Consider the following 14708-nt stretch of genomic DNA (forward strand, 5'->3'; position numbering starts at 1 on the left):
CAGTTGGAGATACAAGTCCGGGAATTTTGCATTCATTCTATTCCGGCTTGCTGTGGGGCTCGGCTTCAAGCTCAGGCTCTCCAACTGCGCATGCATTCCAGCCAGGATGTTAAGGCGCTCATTTCCTTGGGAAGCTCATTCCACCCTTTCCAGGTGTAGTTGGTGAGGATGCCGTACAGCAGGAAGTCGGCGTACACCGGGCGCTCACCGAGGAGGAATGTCTTGTGCTGAAGCATGGCGTTGAAGCGCGCGAAATGTTTCGTGGCTCCGGCGCGGAGATCGGCGAGTGATGCTCTCCATTGGTCGATGCAGCCACGGCCAAACTTTCGTTCCTTGTGGCGCAGCGTCATCACCCGGCCCACGGGATCTTCGATGGAGGGCACGTAGAAAACATCCGTGCAGCGAAAGGTGGAGCCTTCGACCTCATCATCGAGGTAGGCGATGAGGATGTCGTGCAAACCCGCGAGGTTCTCAGGGAAAAGAGTCTCTCCGGCAAAGGTCTTGTCCACATAGCGTGCCACGTCATTGCTCTCGGCGGTGCTTTCGCAGATGACCTTGCCGTCATGCACGAGCATGGGCACCTGGTAGTAGGCACCACCGCTGGCTTCGATCACCGCGCGGCGGTCCCAGTTGGGCACGTCGACGATCTCAAGTGGCACCTCATACGCCTGCAGAAGACGCTTGATGGGCAGGCAGTAGGGGCTGTGGGGCAGGTCGTAGAGAGTCAGGCTCGTGCGCGTGCTCATGTCTTGATCAGACGTTCGGGTTGGGACGGAAGAGTCCCACCATTACGCCCTGAATGGACAATTCTCGAACGGGGATGAGGTCCGGATAGGCCGGATTCTCTGCGCGGAGAAACGGACGGCCCTTGTCGATGAGGTAGCGCTTCAGGGTCGTCTCACCATCCATGAGTGCGGCGACGATGTCGCGGGGCTTGGGTTCCTTCTGTTCCAGGATGACGAAATCGCCATGGCAGATATGCGCGCCCACCATCGAGTCGCCACGCACTTTCAGAGCGAAGGGCCTGGCACTGGGGCGCAGGCCCAGAGTGCTCATGTCCATGCTCAGCTTGCCGTCGGAGAATTGCGGATTGTCCGCTGTGAAGCCAGCGGGGATGAGCCCGTAGAAGGGGATGTCCACCGTGTCGCGCTCCATGTCTTCCGGGAAGACGACTGCCCGCGCCTTGCCGGCGAGGCGTCGAATGGCTCCCTTGCGTTCCAGAGCCTTCAGGTGGCTCATGGCTGCCGTCTGGCTGGCGAATCCGAAGTGCTGCTGGATGTCCCGGGTGCTGGGCATCACACCGTGCGTACGCTGGTAAGTGCGCAAGAATCCGATGAGTTCCTGTTGACGTTCGGTAAGCATGAGGCGCATTTGAACACTGTTCAGGATGTCAGGCAAGAGAAATCTGTTTTGCCTGAGCGCTCACCCTGAGGATATTTGCGCCATGCCCGCCCCTGCTCAGTGTCTGATTTTTGCTTTTACGCTCGCTATCTCGCCAGTTTTTTCCCAAGAAACGAAGCCTGCTCCCGCCGCGCCTGCGGCAACACCTGCTCCTGCACCTGAAACTGCCCCATCAAAGGACGCGCCAAAAAATGAGGCGGACAAAGAAAAGGCTCCAGTTCCACAGAAGACCGGTGACGCTGCTACGCTCGGTCTTCCCAATCAGACCAAGACCGGCACCTTGCCAGCTAACAACACCACGATCTCTGAACTCGCTGCCCAGGCCTTTGGTCGCAAGGACTGGGACACGGCGCGGAAATACTATGAGCAGATGCTGCGCGAGGATCCGCTCAATGCGCTCACCCACGCCAACCTCGGTGCGGTGGAGCAGCAGTCCGGCCGCTTGAAAGAAGCGCAGGCACTCTTCAGCAGGGCAGTCGCCATCAATCCAGATCTGCAGCAGACCTGGGTGGCACTCGGTCTGGTGAGCTATGAGAAGGGCGACCTGTACTACGCCCTTCATGCCATCGGACGCGCGATCCACGAGGATCCCACCGATGCCCGTGCGCACAACTACCTTGCGGCAGTATCGAAAAAACTTGGCTGGCTGGATGCAGCCGAAGCTGAGCTTCTCCGCGCCATCGAGCTCGATCCCAAATACGCCAACGCCCACTTCAATCTCTGCATCATGTACCTGGAGCGCAAGCCCCCGGCCTTGGAATTGGCGAAGCGTCACTATGAGAAAGCCGTGGCCCTCGGCGCGGCGCGTGATGAGCTGGTGGAGGAGAAGCTGAAGGAATAGCTCAGCTTCCTCATTCATCGGTAGGCAAATAATGTCTGCCCAAGCAGCTATCGTTAGTTCACTTTAGGCCTAGGGTGAACTACCAGAAGCTTCTTCGTGTCCATCAGGTCGTAGTAAGCCCAAATATGCTGTTCTTGTGCTTGTGCGATCCATCGGGATTCGTCGTCATCGCCTGTGATGTTCTCGTTGATTTGCCCACGCAATTTGAGATCCTCTACAGAATGGAGAAATTCGTAGCCTCCAGCCTTGATCGCTCGTGCCCGCATTCTTTTGATTGTCTTCGCGATCTTCTCGCTATAGTACTCTTGACCGAAGAGGGTAGGAATTTTTTCCATTCCATTCGCTGCGAAATTGTAAGTTGCGGGATCGAAAATATTACGGATCCGCGTGGTCCTTTTTGCGAGGCCAAGCCCGGCATAGTATTGAGTAAACGCGAGATTGCCGGGAGTAGAGGCTCCAGAGATTAGGCACGACACGTCGATCTGATCATTCCTGTCCCAGAATCGCATTTCCTCGTGCAGCCATGATGCAACTACGGGAGCCATGGTTCCACCAAAACTGTGTCCTACTACGGTTACTAGTGATCGGCGATAGATGGTCTTCAAAAACTCCAAAAGCGATCGTCTTTTACTGCGGAGAGTTCTGATGTGGTCTAGTGCGATTTGGGTTCCGTCGGCAATCCGCGGATCGTCTTGCGAATACGGCCATCTTTTCTGTGGATAAATATTGAAAGCAAGAATCAGCCAGTCATAAATGGATGATGGATTGACTGCCGAAAGGGCAACAACATAGTCTGCCCGGTCGCGCCTCCGAGCGACATACACAGCTTGGTCCGCATATTTGGAGAATGGTCGTGCTTGGAAGACAGAAGGCCCCCAAACACGTTCCCATTCGCCAATCTCTTCTTTGAAGAAGAGTAGCCCTTCGTCTAAATTTTTAGACAGGCTCGCCTCCAATGAATTTTTGTCACCCTTTTCATTGATCTGAGCATTGGCAAGAATGCCCAAGGTGAATTTTGTCTGAATGTTGGTGTACATTCTCAAGAGCGATCAGCGTTGTTGAACTTGGATATTCCTGAATTAGGCAGCAGCGAAACTACCAGGGAGGCTCAGCTCCGCGCACTGCCTGTGTGGTCAGGGGAACATTTTTTTCTTAAAAATGTACCCGTCGGCACTGAAGACACCTTGGGTCACAACAAAGTGCACTGTGAGTGTGCACTTTGTGTTTGAGAGAACTTTTTCGTCGTATTGCCAATCCGTCACTGAAACTGTCGTAATGAGCTTATGTCCTTGGGGGGAAAAATAGGTACATTTTCCCTCAGATGCCTTGGGATGAACGGAAAGAATTGCGCTGAACTTTGACGCAACGTCCTTGTTGTCTTCTCCCTTGGCGACAAGGGCTAGCTCGATTAAGAATTGCAGTTGCTGACCCTCATATTGGAATGTTGCGTAGGCATTGTTCACTAACAGTGCTCCGTTTGCCAAGTCGAGGTCATCGCCTTTTGTCTGATTTCCAATGTTTGTAGCCATAGCTTTCTTCTGGTTAGTATTGTTGAATTTAATTAATTGGATTTGTGATCCCTTGGGTGTGAAAGGGTGGAGGTTCTGTTGCCTTGAGTTGGCTAGATCGCTTTTGCGGTGTTTGAAACCGCAGCCACACACGGACAAGCATTCCAGATTTCGACTTGACTGCCATACGCGGAACCGCGTATTGACTACAGATTCAGTTTCTCCGCGAGATGGCTGTGCGTTTCCCAGAGTCTCTTGTCAGGCAAGCGCTTGATTTGCGTGCTGTTTTTCCGCGCAGTCCACGGGAAACGCTGGGGGGTTACGTGCTCGCGGCACGTATCGTGGACAAAGCCAGGGCGGCTTTGGTTGACCAGCTCGGCGAATACACTTTTGCGGGTCCGAATTCACTGGATTGGCTCTTCTTCGAGTTCACGGGACTCGAACCCGAAGATTTGAAGGCTTTTGTTGCTACGGGCGCCACGGACTTAGAAGTTGCGGACTGGATTGCCGCACATGCACAGCCCCGAGAACGACTGGAAATCATCAAGTGGAACAACCGTATCCGGGATCTTCGGTTGAGTGAGGCTCCCGACTTCGCGCAGGAGTACATGGAAGAGTACATTGCGCGACACGTGCCAAAGCACCGGCCTGTATATCACTACCTGGATATTTACGATTTGGAGGAGGGGCGTCTCTGACAGTGTTCTACCCGAATGTATATGAGTGCCGGGGACCTAGGTCGTGTCTGAGAACCTCAAATGAGTCTTAAATAACGTGGCTCAGAGGGCATTTGGTGGCAGCATAGGAACGACATGAAAGTTCGATTTCTCTGGTGGGAGCCGCTGAAAAAGCGGCTCACAAAAATGGTGGTGCCCAGGTAAATCAAGGCGGGCGGCCTCGCACCGACTTGGGCCTGTTATTGGACGCCCTGTTCTATCGCCTGCGCAACGCAGGGCCCTGGCGTGACCTTCCAGAGCGGTTCGGGCCGTACTCCACCATTCACGGCTGGCACAGCCGCTGGGCCAAGGAGGGCCTTTGGTTCAAAATCCTGGAGGTCTTCACGCGCCGAGTCCGCGGTCCGGTGCGCTTGGTGGATGGCACTCACATCCTGGTGCACCAATGTGCGGCCAATCCCGCTGGCGGTGCTGCCGCACAAGCCATGGGAAAGACGCGTGGTGGACGCAACACCAAGCTCATGGCTCTGACCGATGCCCGAGGTCGCTTGGTCAACACAGCTCTCATTGAAGGACAGGCTTACGAAGGACGTCATGTGGTCAATCTAATCAGAGTGGGATGTAATCTGCGCATCGTGGGGGACAAGGGTTTTGATGATGACAAACTTCGCGACACACTACGCGCCTTGGGTCATCAACCGTGCTTCCCCACCAAGAAGAACCGCAAACACCAGGTGCGCATCCCCAAGAAACTCTACCGCACTCGATACCGGGTGGAGAACTTCTTCTGCCGCTTGAAGCGATGGGGCTGCACCGCCACCCGTCGTGACAAGCTCGCTCAGAACTTCCTGTCCCTTATTCACTTCGCCGCAGTGATTGACTGGCTAAGGTCCTAAATACAGGTTTTCAGACACGACCTAGCTCGTTTCTCCAAGGCAGTACTGGCGCTCCAGGAGTGCCGTTACTCAGCGGAATTGGGTTCGGGATTGCTGCGCGCCATGCAGACTCTTTTTAGGGTCGACATCCAAATGGTCAACACGGTGCATGGTGACCAGATGGGTGTCTACACTACAACTTGCCCTGTTCCGGCAGAGCAAATGGAAGTGTTCAACGCGCACATTCATCAGCACCCGCTCATTGAGCTTATTATGCGAAGGCCTGGCGAGCCCATGCGGGCGGCGCGGTGGTCAGATTACACGACTTTGCGGAGATTCAAGCAGACTGGGCTGTACCACGATTACTTCCGCAAGCTCGGGATGCGCCGTCAACTTGCCGCAACTCTCGATGTGAACGGTGAGAATACCATTGCGCTGGCCTTTAGCCGTTCTGGGAGTGATTTCCGTCCTGACGACGCGAGCTTGCTGGAATTGTTTCTGCCGCACGTACAGTGCATGATTCAGAACATGATAGACCGGGAGGTGGTCTTGGCGCTATGTGATGTCGCTATGAATAACGAGGCGGTCATGCTGGTAGATGACAGTGGGGCCTTGGTCTATGCCACCGAGCACGCACGGCGCCTCGCACGTGAGCACTTTTCCGTTCATACTGCTGATGGTCTCCCAGTGGAAATCCGGTCCTGGCTGCAGGGCTCTCCTGCGCTTGGGTTAGTTCGGATTTGGGACCTGCCTGGGTGCCGCCTGTCTTGCACCTGCAGCGGTCTCGTGCGCATCGAAGGCGCTTTGGATGAGATTTGCCAAGGCATGCGCAGCTCGACGCACGTGCGTCGTTTGAGCTTTGTCGAGTCCCGTATGGAGCAGACGGTGAAGGTGCTGCAAGTACTCGGACTGACACTGCGCGAAGCGGAGGTGCTTCACTGGATGGCTGAGGGGAAGCGCAATGGTGAGATAGCAATCATCCTGGGGATGAAGGAGCGTACGGTAGACAAGCATCGTGAACACCTGTTTGCGAAGCTCGGTGTGGAGACCCGCACCGCAGCCGTTGCCGCTGCGCGAAACGCGGCCGTTTTGCAAAATTAGCGTACATTGTGGACTGGATGCTGAAGAAGCCGCTTGTCTTTGAACTCACTGCCTCCGGGCGAGCTTGCAACCCCATCCACAATTCTTGTAACATGACCGCAGCTACCCCGTAACTCCTGCCATGAACACGCCTACGCCTACCCGCCGCGATTTCATTCTCCAAGGACTCACCGCTGCCGGTGGCGCCCTGATTGGTGGTCACGCCTATGCTGAGGCGAGCACCGCCGCTGCTGCTCCGAAGCTGCCCGCTTCCGAAACACTCGTCACCACGCTGTACAAGTCGCTCGATGAGGCACAGCGCAAGGAGCTCTGCTTCCCCTACGAGCACAAGCTGCGCGGCAAGGTGGACAACAACTGGCACATCACACCGAAGCGCATCGATTCGGTGCTGAACAAGGATCAGCAGGCGATGGTGCGCGAGGCTTTCGACAAGCTTCACAGCGACGAATACAAGCAGAAGGTCTGGGAGCAGTTCGACGCGGATAACCAGGGCGACGGTGGCTTCGGCAGCGCGAGCATCGCGCTCTTCGGCGAGCCTGGCACTGGCAAGTTCCAGTTCGTGCTCACGGGCCGGCACTGCACGCGCCGCGCGGATGGCGATAGCTTGGAAGGCACGGCATTCGGCGGACCCATCTTCTACGGCCACGCGGCGAAGTCCTTCAACGAGGAGGCGGATCACGCTGGCAATGTCTATTGGTACCAAGCCAAGCGCGCGAACGAGGTCTTTGCCGCGCTCGATGGAAAGCAGCGGGAGCTCGCCCTGGTGGATAATCTCCGTGGTGAACAGGGGAATAACACGGTGAAACTCTCCGGCAAGAGCAGCGGGTTGGATGGGATCCCGGTCGGCGCTTTGTCCGCGGACCAGAAGGATCTCGTGCGCAAGGTTCTCGCGGATCTCCTGCTGCCTTTCCGCAAGGAGGATGCGGCGGAATCCATGAAGCTCATCGAGAAGAATGGCTTCGATACGTTGCACATGGCCTTCAGCAAAAACCACGACATTGGAAATGACGGTGTGTGGGACATCTGGCAGATCGAGGGGCCTGCCATGATCTGGTACTTCCGGGGCGCACCGCACGTGCATTGCTGGGCACACATCAAGGAGACCGCGTAAAACCCACCAAAGCTTGCCTCGCATTGCGCGTCTGATTGCAATGCGGGGCTGATAAATTTACGTTCACATTTTCGCGACGCGGTTTACATTTCTTTATCTCCCGCGATGTACGCGGGCGGGTGAATCGCAGGCTTATGGATTTCCCAGACGACCTTTCCAGTTTTATTCTCCTCACCTCTGTTGCGGAGAACTATGTCACCATCGGCATCTTGCTCGCCGGTCTGTCCGCGGTTTGTTTTGTCTTTTGCTGGTACCTGCTCAGCACCTCAAAGGTGTTTGATGGCCTGAAGCGGTGGCAGGTCCAGGTCTGCGATTTCGGAAAGCTCCGGCCCATCAGAGAGCACTGCAAGGTAAACGAACTGACCGTGAAGGATAAGCTGTCCTGCTATCAGGATGGACAGCTGCTGTTCCTCTGCCATGAACCGCTTCCCTTCAGTATCGGGAAGCGCTGCTGGCGCATTCCGCTGGCGGAGTTGAAGCCCCGTGGAGATGCCGTGTATGACTTTGCCATCGCCACGCCCCAAGGTCCGCTGCTGTGCTTCTTCGGCCCGAAGTTCCGCAGCCAGTTCATGGTGGTGGATGGAACCCAGCCCAAGGAGAATGCCCCGCTCGGAGGAGTGCGGGCGGCTGTCTCAATCGGGCCGCGCAACCATAAGTGAAGTCGTGGCGGGATCCGTGAGGTAGCCAATGCCAAACTTGATGGGCATTCCAAAGTTTTGGTAGGCCGTGTAGAGATCCGGCTGCTCGTACTTTTGGAAGATGTCGAGCGTGTGCACATAGTTGCCATAAAGGTTCACCTGCCATTGATGCTCGCCGAATGCGTGGTAAGGGATGCCGCTGGGATCCTGCACGATGCCGCGGCAGTGCGTGAGCACATGATTGCGGACATTGCTGAAGTAGGGCTCATGCATCAGGTAGCTGGCGCTTTTTGCGAGCACGGCCGGCTTTCCGAGCGAGGTGGCGAAGCGCAGGAAGGGTCCGTCGGGCTTGCAGGCGCCGTCACCGAGGTCCTGGGAGAAGTAGTACAGGCGCTTCGAGCCGCCCCCGCCGTGATAGCGAATGAGCAGGCCGGGCGGGGTGCCGTTGGATTTGGAAATCACCACGGGATTGCCATCTCCATCGAGTTTCACGGCGTCGATGCTGTCCACCGCGTGACCGGTGCGGGCGAGGAAGACAAGGAAGACCGGTAGCACGCCGCGGAAGCGTGTGGATTGTAGGTCTGACTTCATCTCCTTCGTGATGAAGTAGGAGAACTGCAGGATGTTATCGAGAGAGTTGTAGAGGCCATCGCAACCGGAGGCGATGTCATCCGGCGTGAGCCAGCCCCAATCGGGCAGGGGATCGCAAGGCTCCAGGCCGCAAAGCAGGTAGGTGTCCGCATTGGGATAGAAGAGCTGGGCAAAGAGGAAGTCCGGTCCGCTGAAGGGGTAGAAGACCGCACTTGCGCGCCGCAGGTCGCTGATTTCCGTGCTGGCCCAGGTGCTCACCGGTTGTCCGTGGCGCAGTGTGAAGTCGTGCCACAGGCCATTCATGCGGGTGGCGTGGCTTTGCCATTGGGGCGAGGCCCGCAGTTCGCGGAAGGAATCCTGGCCACCGAGAGGCGGCATGCCTGCCAGAAAGCGTGCCGCATCGTTTAGTGCGACCGCGTCGGTGGGAACATTGAGATTTACCGGGGTGGGATCGGTCTCGGGCTCGCTGCCATCCACCGCCTCCGCCCTGGGCACCTCCACCGGTTCGGAAGTGGTGCTGCAGTGGGTCAGTAAGAGCATCGCGCTGACCGTGCACACCAGGGAAACAGACCGCAGGAGGAAGCGATGACGGCACATGTGACTGCAGGCTAGCAGGAATCCCGATCGCATAAAGCCCGTCTCAATAGGAAGGAGAAAATTCCGGATGCCATCGGCGGATTCTGTGAATTGATGCGCCGTGTCTGAAGCCCGCGCCCCGAGTCTATCTCTCTCAGCCGCCACCTCGATTGTCGTGGCCAGCATGGTGGGCACCGGGGTGTTCACCAGCTTGGGGTTTCAGCTTCCGGGCATCCCCTCCGGGTTTCCCATCCTGGTATTGTGGGCAGCCGGGGGCATCCTTTCGCTGTGCGGTGCGCTTTGTTATGCCGAGCTGGGTGCCATGCTTCCGCGGTCAGGAGGGGAGTACCATCTGCTGGCCACCGCATTTCATCCTCTGCTGGGTTTTCTGGCGGGGTGGGTGAGCATGACGGCGGGATTCGCCGCTCCCATTGCGGCTGCGGCGTTGTTGTTTGGCAGCTACATGCACGGCATCTGGCCCCAGTTGAATCCGCAGGCGCTGGGTGTGGGCTTGGTGCTGGGCATCATGCTGGTGCAGCTCTGCCATCTGCAGCTCATCGAGCGCTTTCAGTTGGGGTTCACCGTCCTGAAATTCGGGCTAATCCTCGCGTTCATCGCCGGCGCTTTCTTCATGGCGGGCAAAGACTGGTCCCTGCTTGCTCCCAAGGCGGGCGACGCCAGGCTGTACGTGAGCGAGTCGTACGCTGTCTCACTGGTGTATGTGATGTATGCCTATGCGGGTTGGAACGCGGCGGCGTATGTCGCCGGCGAAATTCGCGATCCGCATCGCAATGTGCCGCGTGCCTTGGTGTGGGGCACCGTCTCGGTGATGGTGTTGTATGTGCTGCTGAATGCAGTCTTCCTCATCACCACACCCTGGGAGGCGATGAATAATCAGGAGCAGGTGGGGCTCATCTCGGGTCGTGCCATTTTTGGCCAGAGTGGGGGAGACGCAGCAGGAGCGTTGATTGCTTTTGGACTCATCGCCCATGTGAATGCCATGCTCTTCTCCGGCACGCGGGTGCTGCGGGTGATTGGGCAGGATGCGCACTCCCTGCGCGCATTGGATCGGCCCAACAGGCTCGGTGCTCCTTGGCTCGCGGTGGTGCTCATCACCGTGTTCGTCCTGGGGCTCATGCTCACGGGACGGTTTGAGCAGCTCCTCATCTACATCCAGGGGTTGCTGCTGTTGTCTTCCTTCCTCTGTGTGCTGGCCGTGCCCTGGCTGCGCCGACGGATGCCCAAGGCCGAGCGTCCCTTCAGGGTGCCGCTCTATCCGCTGCCCATCATTCTGTATTCTTTGGTCAGCGTGTGGATGCTGGTGGCGCTTGCCATCGACAAGCCGGTGGAGAGCGCGTGGGGGCTTGTGACTTTGCTGATTGGCGTGGTGTTGTACTATTTGACGCGAAACCGTCGGAAGCTGGTCCAGTGAGTCCCAAATCTTCAAACCATTCGAGAAGAAGATACCAGCAGGCCGCGGCCTCTTGGGTCCGGTCAGTTGTGCTGCTGCTGACGGTCATGCTCGTGTCTTGCAAGCGCGAACACCAAATAGCGACTGTATCGCCACCCCAAGTCCCAGGCACGGAAATGGTGGTGACGGTGTGGAAAGTGGAAGGTGATCTTGTCGTGTGGTTGAACGGTGAGCCGTTGGGTATTGTGCGAGGGCCGGTCTCCACGGTTAGAGTTTCGGATACACCCTTGAAAGAGGGGGTTAATGAAATCAGAATTACAGGCCCCTCGGCGCAAGACTTGTCCTTGGACGACCTGTCATGCGCATTGGTGATCAAGGGTCAATCGACTCCGGTGGAATTGAATTTCGAGGAGCCGCGGGAGCGGAGGGGTGGATTCAGGCTTCTTCCTGAGGAATGGAAGGCCGCCATTGAACCGGGAGTATTGAAAAGCGGCTCGGCGGGCAAGTGGAAAGCATGGAGTCTGTCTTTAGTAGAGGCTCTGTGCCGCAAGGACAGTGACCGACTAAAGGCCATGGTGGAAGGTTTCGCAGACATGAGCGACACCGATGTCTCCCCTTTTCTGAGTGCCGCGGTACAGGTAAGTACAAGGGTGACGTCCACGGACCAGCTGGAGGTGCGCGAGGGGCATTCTGTGGCACTTCTGACTGCACGACCCGAGTCGCAAACAGGCGCAGCACGTGCGCTTATCGAGGCGAAGGCCGGAGAGGTGGAGCTGACCATGAAGCAGATACTGGTGCTTCAGGGTAGAGATGGCAGTTTCTATCTTGATACCCCGAAGGGATGGAAGAAAGTCCTGAATCTCGAGCCATGAAGCTCACCCTCAAATGGTCCGCCTTCCGCTGCGCTTTTGTCGGTCTGGCGGACCTGCTGAAGTCCCAGCCGCATGCCCGTTGGCACCTACTGGCTTCGGTGGGGGTGGTGGGGCTGGGACTGGTGGTCGGCCTGGGCCGGGGGGATTGGCTGGCACTAATCTTGGCCATGGCCCTGGTCTGGGTGGCTGAGGCGGTGAATACCGCGATTGAGTTGGCGTGTGACGCGATCACGCTGGAGCGGCACCCCCTCATTGGCCGGGCAAAAGATATGGCTGCAGCGGCAGTTTTATTGGCGGCGGGATTTGCCATGGTGGTCGCCGCGATCGTGTTTTTGCCGAGGTTCGTCGCTTAATCAGGGCTGTATAGAATGATTACTGCCTGAAAATCAGCTGTTTAAGTGCGGTGCACCACCTCGTTTCTCGCGTGGTGAGGCGTTCCGGGCGCATGCCGGGGGTCGTGAATCGTTCGAAATTGAGTCGAAATGGCTCAATTCACCCCTGTTCTGTTAAGATCCGTTAGGAAAAATGCTCAAAAAAATACCAAACTTTTTTTGACAGAGATTGCCAGGCCAGTACCTTGCGGACCTCTTTTTCGGCAAGGACCGGGGGACCTTCCTCTCCACGCGTATGTGTGGAAGGGTCTTTTTGTCTTTGCGGGATAAGGGCGCGTCTCCACAGACGTTGGTGCGCTTGTGTAGCTCAGGGGTAGAGCACGTCCTTGGTAAGGACGAGGTCGTGGGTTCAATTCCCACCACAAGCTCCATTGTCTCTCGGATTTCGCAACTTTTCCCCCAAACACCAAACGAGCACTACTAACCCAAGACAATGGCCAAAGAAACATTCCAGAGGAACAAGCCGCACGTCAACATCGGCACGATTGGCCACGTTGACCACGGCAAAACCACGCTCACCGCTGCGATCACGACGACGCTGTCGGAAAAGGGCTTCGCCCAGGCAAAGAAGTATGATGAAATCGACGCCGCTCCGGAAGAAAAAGAGCGCGGCATCACCATCAATACCGCCCACGTGGAATATGAGACCGACAAGCGCCACTACGCGCACGTCGACTGCCCTGGACACGCTGACTATGTGAAGAACATGATCACCGGTGCTGCCCAGATGGACGGTGGTATTCTTGTGGTTTCCGCCGCTGACGGCCCGATGCCCCAGACCCGTGAGCACATCCTGCTCGCCCGTCAGGTGGGTGTGCCCGCCATCGTGGTGTTCATGAACAAGGTTGACATGGTGGACGACGCCGAGCTTCTCGACCTCGTGGAAATGGAAGTGCGCGACCTGCTCAGCAAGTACAACTTCCCTGGCGACGACATTCCGATCGTGAAGGGCTCCGCCCTCAAGGCTCTTGAAGGTGACGCTGAACAGAAGGCGAACATCTTCAAGCTCATGGACGCGGTTGACAGCTACATCCCGCTTCCCGAGCGTCCGATTGATCAGGACTTCCTCATGCCCGTTGAAGACGTGTTCGCGATTGAAGGTCGTGGCACCGTTTGTACCGGTCGTGTCGAGCGCGGCATCATCAAGAAGATGTCCGAAGTCGAAATCGTCGGCATCCGCCCCACCGTCAAGACCACTGTCACGGACATCGAAATGTTCCGCAAGCTCCTCGATGAAGGTCGTGCGGGTGACAACGTGGGCCTCCTTCTCCGTGGTGTGAAGAAGACCGACGTCGAGCGTGGACAGGTGATTGCAAAGCCCGGCTCCGTGAAGCCTCACAAGAAGTTCAAGGCTGAGGTGTACGTCCTCTCCAAGGATGAAGGTGGTCGTCACACCCCCTTCTTCAGCAACTACCGTCCGCAGTTCTACTTCCGTACGACGGACGTGACCGGCACCGTCAAGCTCCCCGATGGCGTGGAGATGGTGATGCCTGGCGACAATGTTTCGGTTGAAGTCGAACTGATCACCCCGATCGCCATGGAGAAGACGATGCGCTTCGCCATTCGCGAAGGTGGCCGTACCGTTGGTGCCGGCCGCGTGGGCGACATCCTCGACTGATGATCCTTTAGTGCCGTTTGGAACAGCCGTCGCGAGGCTGAAAAGTCTCGCGGCGGTCTTGTCGCCTCAAGGCACTAGCTTGAAATTTTCTCAAACTGCACTAGAAATAACGACTGTCCGTCAAGACGCATACGCCAGTAGCTCAATTGGTAGAGTAGTGGTCTCCAAAACCATTGGTTGGGGGTTCGAGTCCCTCCTGGCGTGCCAATTTTCCCGGAAAGTCGAAGCCTCCTTGACGTTCAAATGACCCGCCTGTCGCGCTATCTTTCCGAAGTTTGGGCTGAGCTCAAGAAGGCCACCTGGCCTTGGGATCCCAAGGAAAAGGGCTTCGCCAAGTACAAGGAGCTCACTGATGCCACCATCGTGGTGTTTGTTGCCATGATCCTGCTTTCCGGTTTCGTGGGTTTCTTCGACTTCGTCCTGCGCATGTTCTTCCGCGCCTTCACGACCTAGTCCCTGCTTAGTCGCCGGTCCTGCTGCCAGCTTCCAGATTTCCATTTTTCGTCTCTCTCATGCCTATCATCCCCTCACCTCGTGATCAGTGGTACGTGCTTCACGTCCGCGCCGGACTGGAGCAGCGGGTGCGTGAGAACATGGAGCGCCGCATCCAGACTGAGGAGATGGGCGACTACATCTACAAAGTCATCGTGCCGACCGAGCGTGTGGCCGAGGTCAAGAAGGGTAAGAAGAGCGAGTCTACCCGCAAGGTGTTCCCTGGTTACATCCTGGCCAACATGTGGCTGCTGGATGAAAACAACAAACCTGTCGTCCAGGCCTGGCATTTCGTAAAGGAAACGGACGGCTTCCTCAATTTCGCCGGTACCAAGGATCATCCGATTCCGCTTCGCCCGAAGGAAGTGGAAACTCTCCTTGGCCAGATCAAGGAGCGCGAAGAAGGCGCCAAGCCCAAGTTCTCCTTCGCCGTTGGTGACAGTGTCCGCGTGGCGGACGGTCCCTTCGAAAGCCAGACTGGCATCATCGAAGAAGTGGATCCCGAGAAGGGCCTGCTTCGCGTCTCGGTCAACATCTTCGGTCGCGCTACGCCGGTGGACCTCGAGTACTGGCAGGTCGAGAAAGCCTAGTGGCTCGTTTCAATGCG

Annotated in this window: 17 protein-coding genes and 2 tRNA genes; 14 read left to right on the forward strand and 5 right to left on the reverse strand. The window is 57.0% G+C overall.

The window, feature by feature from the left end:
* Nucleotides 1–71: 71 nt before the first annotated feature.
* The gene (locus G5S37_RS02410) at nucleotides 72–746 is read right to left on the reverse strand and encodes a glutathione S-transferase family protein (protein ID WP_165200431.1); all 675 of its coding nucleotides are present in this window, start codon (nucleotides 744–746) and stop codon (nucleotides 72–74) included.
* A 7-nt stretch (nucleotides 747–753) separates the two neighbouring features.
* Nucleotides 754–1362 (reverse strand): transcriptional repressor LexA, encoded by a 609-nt coding sequence (gene lexA / locus G5S37_RS02415; protein ID WP_165200433.1) that lies wholly within the window; start codon nucleotides 1360–1362, stop codon nucleotides 754–756.
* 82 nt (nucleotides 1363–1444) lie between these two features.
* Here lexA and G5S37_RS02420 point away from each other — a divergent pair, with 82 nt between their 5' ends.
* Nucleotides 1445–2242, forward strand: coding sequence for a tetratricopeptide repeat protein (locus G5S37_RS02420; protein WP_165200435.1), 798 nt, complete (start codon nucleotides 1445–1447; stop codon nucleotides 2240–2242).
* Between the two features lie 53 nt (nucleotides 2243–2295).
* Here G5S37_RS02420 and G5S37_RS02425 read toward each other — a convergent pair whose 3' ends face one another.
* On the reverse strand, nucleotides 2296–3279 hold the full coding sequence (locus tag G5S37_RS02425) for a lipase family protein (RefSeq protein WP_165200437.1): 984 nt from the start codon (nucleotides 3277–3279) through the stop codon (nucleotides 2296–2298).
* A 96-nt stretch (nucleotides 3280–3375) separates the two neighbouring features.
* Nucleotides 3376–3771 carry a hypothetical protein gene (locus G5S37_RS02430; protein WP_165200439.1) on the reverse strand — a complete coding sequence of 132 codons (396 nt, stop codon included), beginning with the start codon at nucleotides 3769–3771 and terminating at the stop codon, nucleotides 3376–3378.
* Between the two features lie 209 nt (nucleotides 3772–3980).
* Here G5S37_RS02430 and G5S37_RS02435 point away from each other — a divergent pair, with 209 nt between their 5' ends.
* The 5 genes from G5S37_RS02435 (at nucleotide 3981) to G5S37_RS02455 (ending at nucleotide 8170) form a co-directional block, all read left to right on the forward strand.
* The gene (locus G5S37_RS02435) at nucleotides 3981–4448 is read left to right on the forward strand and encodes a DUF5069 domain-containing protein (protein WP_165200441.1); all 468 of its coding nucleotides are present in this window, start codon (nucleotides 3981–3983) and stop codon (nucleotides 4446–4448) included.
* A 134-nt stretch (nucleotides 4449–4582) separates the two neighbouring features.
* The gene (locus tag G5S37_RS02440) at nucleotides 4583–5320 is read left to right on the forward strand and encodes an IS5 family transposase (protein WP_206026034.1); all 738 of its coding nucleotides are present in this window, start codon (nucleotides 4583–4585) and stop codon (nucleotides 5318–5320) included.
* A gap of 102 nt (nucleotides 5321–5422) precedes the next feature.
* Nucleotides 5423–6400 (forward strand): LuxR family transcriptional regulator, encoded by a 978-nt coding sequence (locus tag G5S37_RS32480; protein ID WP_240914784.1) that lies wholly within the window; start codon nucleotides 5423–5425, stop codon nucleotides 6398–6400.
* Nucleotides 6401–6521: 121 nt separating this feature from the next.
* Nucleotides 6522–7511 (forward strand): DUF3500 domain-containing protein, encoded by a 990-nt coding sequence (locus G5S37_RS02450; RefSeq protein ID WP_165200445.1) that lies wholly within the window; start codon nucleotides 6522–6524, stop codon nucleotides 7509–7511.
* Nucleotides 7512–7645: 134 nt separating this feature from the next.
* Complete coding sequence (locus tag G5S37_RS02455; RefSeq protein ID WP_165200447.1) at nucleotides 7646–8170, forward strand: hypothetical protein; 525 nt, start codon at nucleotides 7646–7648, stop codon at nucleotides 8168–8170.
* On the opposite strand, the gene G5S37_RS02460 is transcribed toward G5S37_RS02455, so the two are convergent.
* Entirely contained in the window at nucleotides 8144–9280 is a 1137-nt protein-coding gene (locus G5S37_RS02460) for a hypothetical protein (protein ID WP_165200449.1), read from the reverse strand. The two genes, G5S37_RS02455 and G5S37_RS02460, sit on opposite strands and share 27 nt — an antisense overlap.
* 157 nt (nucleotides 9281–9437) lie before the next feature.
* Between G5S37_RS02460 and G5S37_RS02465 the strand changes: the two genes are divergently transcribed.
* The 8 genes from G5S37_RS02465 (at nucleotide 9438) to nusG (ending at nucleotide 14691) form a co-directional block, all read left to right on the forward strand.
* Entirely contained in the window at nucleotides 9438–10748 is a 1311-nt protein-coding gene (locus G5S37_RS02465; protein WP_165200451.1) for an amino acid permease, read from the forward strand.
* A gap of 68 nt (nucleotides 10749–10816) precedes the next feature.
* A complete protein-coding gene (locus G5S37_RS02470) occupies nucleotides 10817–11599 on the forward strand; it encodes a hypothetical protein (protein ID WP_165200453.1) in 783 nt (260 codons plus the stop codon).
* Entirely contained in the window at nucleotides 11596–11952 is a 357-nt protein-coding gene (locus G5S37_RS02475; protein ID WP_165200455.1) for a diacylglycerol kinase family protein, read from the forward strand. Before G5S37_RS02470 ends, G5S37_RS02475 begins: the two co-directional genes overlap by 4 nt.
* A 335-nt stretch (nucleotides 11953–12287) precedes the next feature.
* A tRNA-Thr gene (locus tag G5S37_RS02480) sits at nucleotides 12288–12362 on the forward strand.
* 62 nt (nucleotides 12363–12424) lie between these two features.
* Entirely contained in the window at nucleotides 12425–13609 is a 1185-nt protein-coding gene (gene tuf, locus G5S37_RS02485) for an elongation factor Tu (protein ID WP_165200457.1), read from the forward strand.
* A gap of 131 nt (nucleotides 13610–13740) precedes the next feature.
* Nucleotides 13741–13816: transfer RNA gene (locus G5S37_RS02490), tRNA-Trp, on the forward strand.
* A 36-nt stretch (nucleotides 13817–13852) separates the two neighbouring features.
* Complete coding sequence (locus tag G5S37_RS02495; protein ID WP_165200459.1) at nucleotides 13853–14062, forward strand: preprotein translocase subunit SecE; 210 nt, start codon at nucleotides 13853–13855, stop codon at nucleotides 14060–14062.
* Nucleotides 14063–14121: 59 nt separating this feature from the next.
* Complete coding sequence (nusG, locus tag G5S37_RS02500; RefSeq protein WP_165200461.1) at nucleotides 14122–14691, forward strand: transcription termination/antitermination protein NusG; 570 nt, start codon at nucleotides 14122–14124, stop codon at nucleotides 14689–14691.
* Nucleotides 14692–14708 lie beyond the last annotated feature (17 nt).

Source organism: Roseimicrobium sp. ORNL1, from assembly GCF_011044495.1.
In the GTDB taxonomy this organism is placed as follows: domain Bacteria; phylum Verrucomicrobiota; class Verrucomicrobiia; order Verrucomicrobiales; family Verrucomicrobiaceae; genus Roseimicrobium.

Excerpts from the sequence above, each read along its gene's own strand:
- G5S37_RS02410 (WP_165200431.1), bottom strand. The coding sequence starts at position 746 with ATGAGCACGCGCACGAGCCTGACTCTCTACGACCTGCCCCACAGCCCC.
- lexA (WP_165200433.1), bottom strand. The coding sequence starts at position 1,362 with ATGCTTACCGAACGTCAACAGGAACTCATCGGATTCTTGCGCACTTAC.
- G5S37_RS02420 (WP_165200435.1), top strand. The coding sequence starts at position 1,445 with ATGCCCGCCCCTGCTCAGTGTCTGATTTTTGCTTTTACGCTCGCTATC.
- G5S37_RS02425 (WP_165200437.1), bottom strand. The coding sequence starts at position 3,279 with ATGTACACCAACATTCAGACAAAATTCACCTTGGGCATTCTTGCCAAT.
- G5S37_RS02430 (WP_165200439.1), bottom strand. The coding sequence starts at position 3,771 with ATGGCTACAAACATTGGAAATCAGACAAAAGGCGATGACCTCGACTTG.
- G5S37_RS02435 (WP_165200441.1), top strand. The coding sequence starts at position 3,981 with ATGGCTGTGCGTTTCCCAGAGTCTCTTGTCAGGCAAGCGCTTGATTTG.
- G5S37_RS32480 (WP_240914784.1), top strand. The coding sequence starts at position 5,423 with ATGCAGACTCTTTTTAGGGTCGACATCCAAATGGTCAACACGGTGCAT.
- G5S37_RS02450 (WP_165200445.1), top strand. The coding sequence starts at position 6,522 with ATGAACACGCCTACGCCTACCCGCCGCGATTTCATTCTCCAAGGACTC.
- G5S37_RS02455 (WP_165200447.1), top strand. The coding sequence starts at position 7,646 with ATGGATTTCCCAGACGACCTTTCCAGTTTTATTCTCCTCACCTCTGTT.
- G5S37_RS02460 (WP_165200449.1), bottom strand. The coding sequence starts at position 9,280 with ATGCTCTTACTGACCCACTGCAGCACCACTTCCGAACCGGTGGAGGTG.
- G5S37_RS02475 (WP_165200455.1), top strand. The coding sequence starts at position 11,596 with ATGAAGCTCACCCTCAAATGGTCCGCCTTCCGCTGCGCTTTTGTCGGT.
- tuf (WP_165200457.1), top strand. The coding sequence starts at position 12,425 with ATGGCCAAAGAAACATTCCAGAGGAACAAGCCGCACGTCAACATCGGC.
- G5S37_RS02495 (WP_165200459.1), top strand. The coding sequence starts at position 13,853 with ATGACCCGCCTGTCGCGCTATCTTTCCGAAGTTTGGGCTGAGCTCAAG.
- nusG (WP_165200461.1), top strand. The coding sequence starts at position 14,122 with ATGCCTATCATCCCCTCACCTCGTGATCAGTGGTACGTGCTTCACGTC.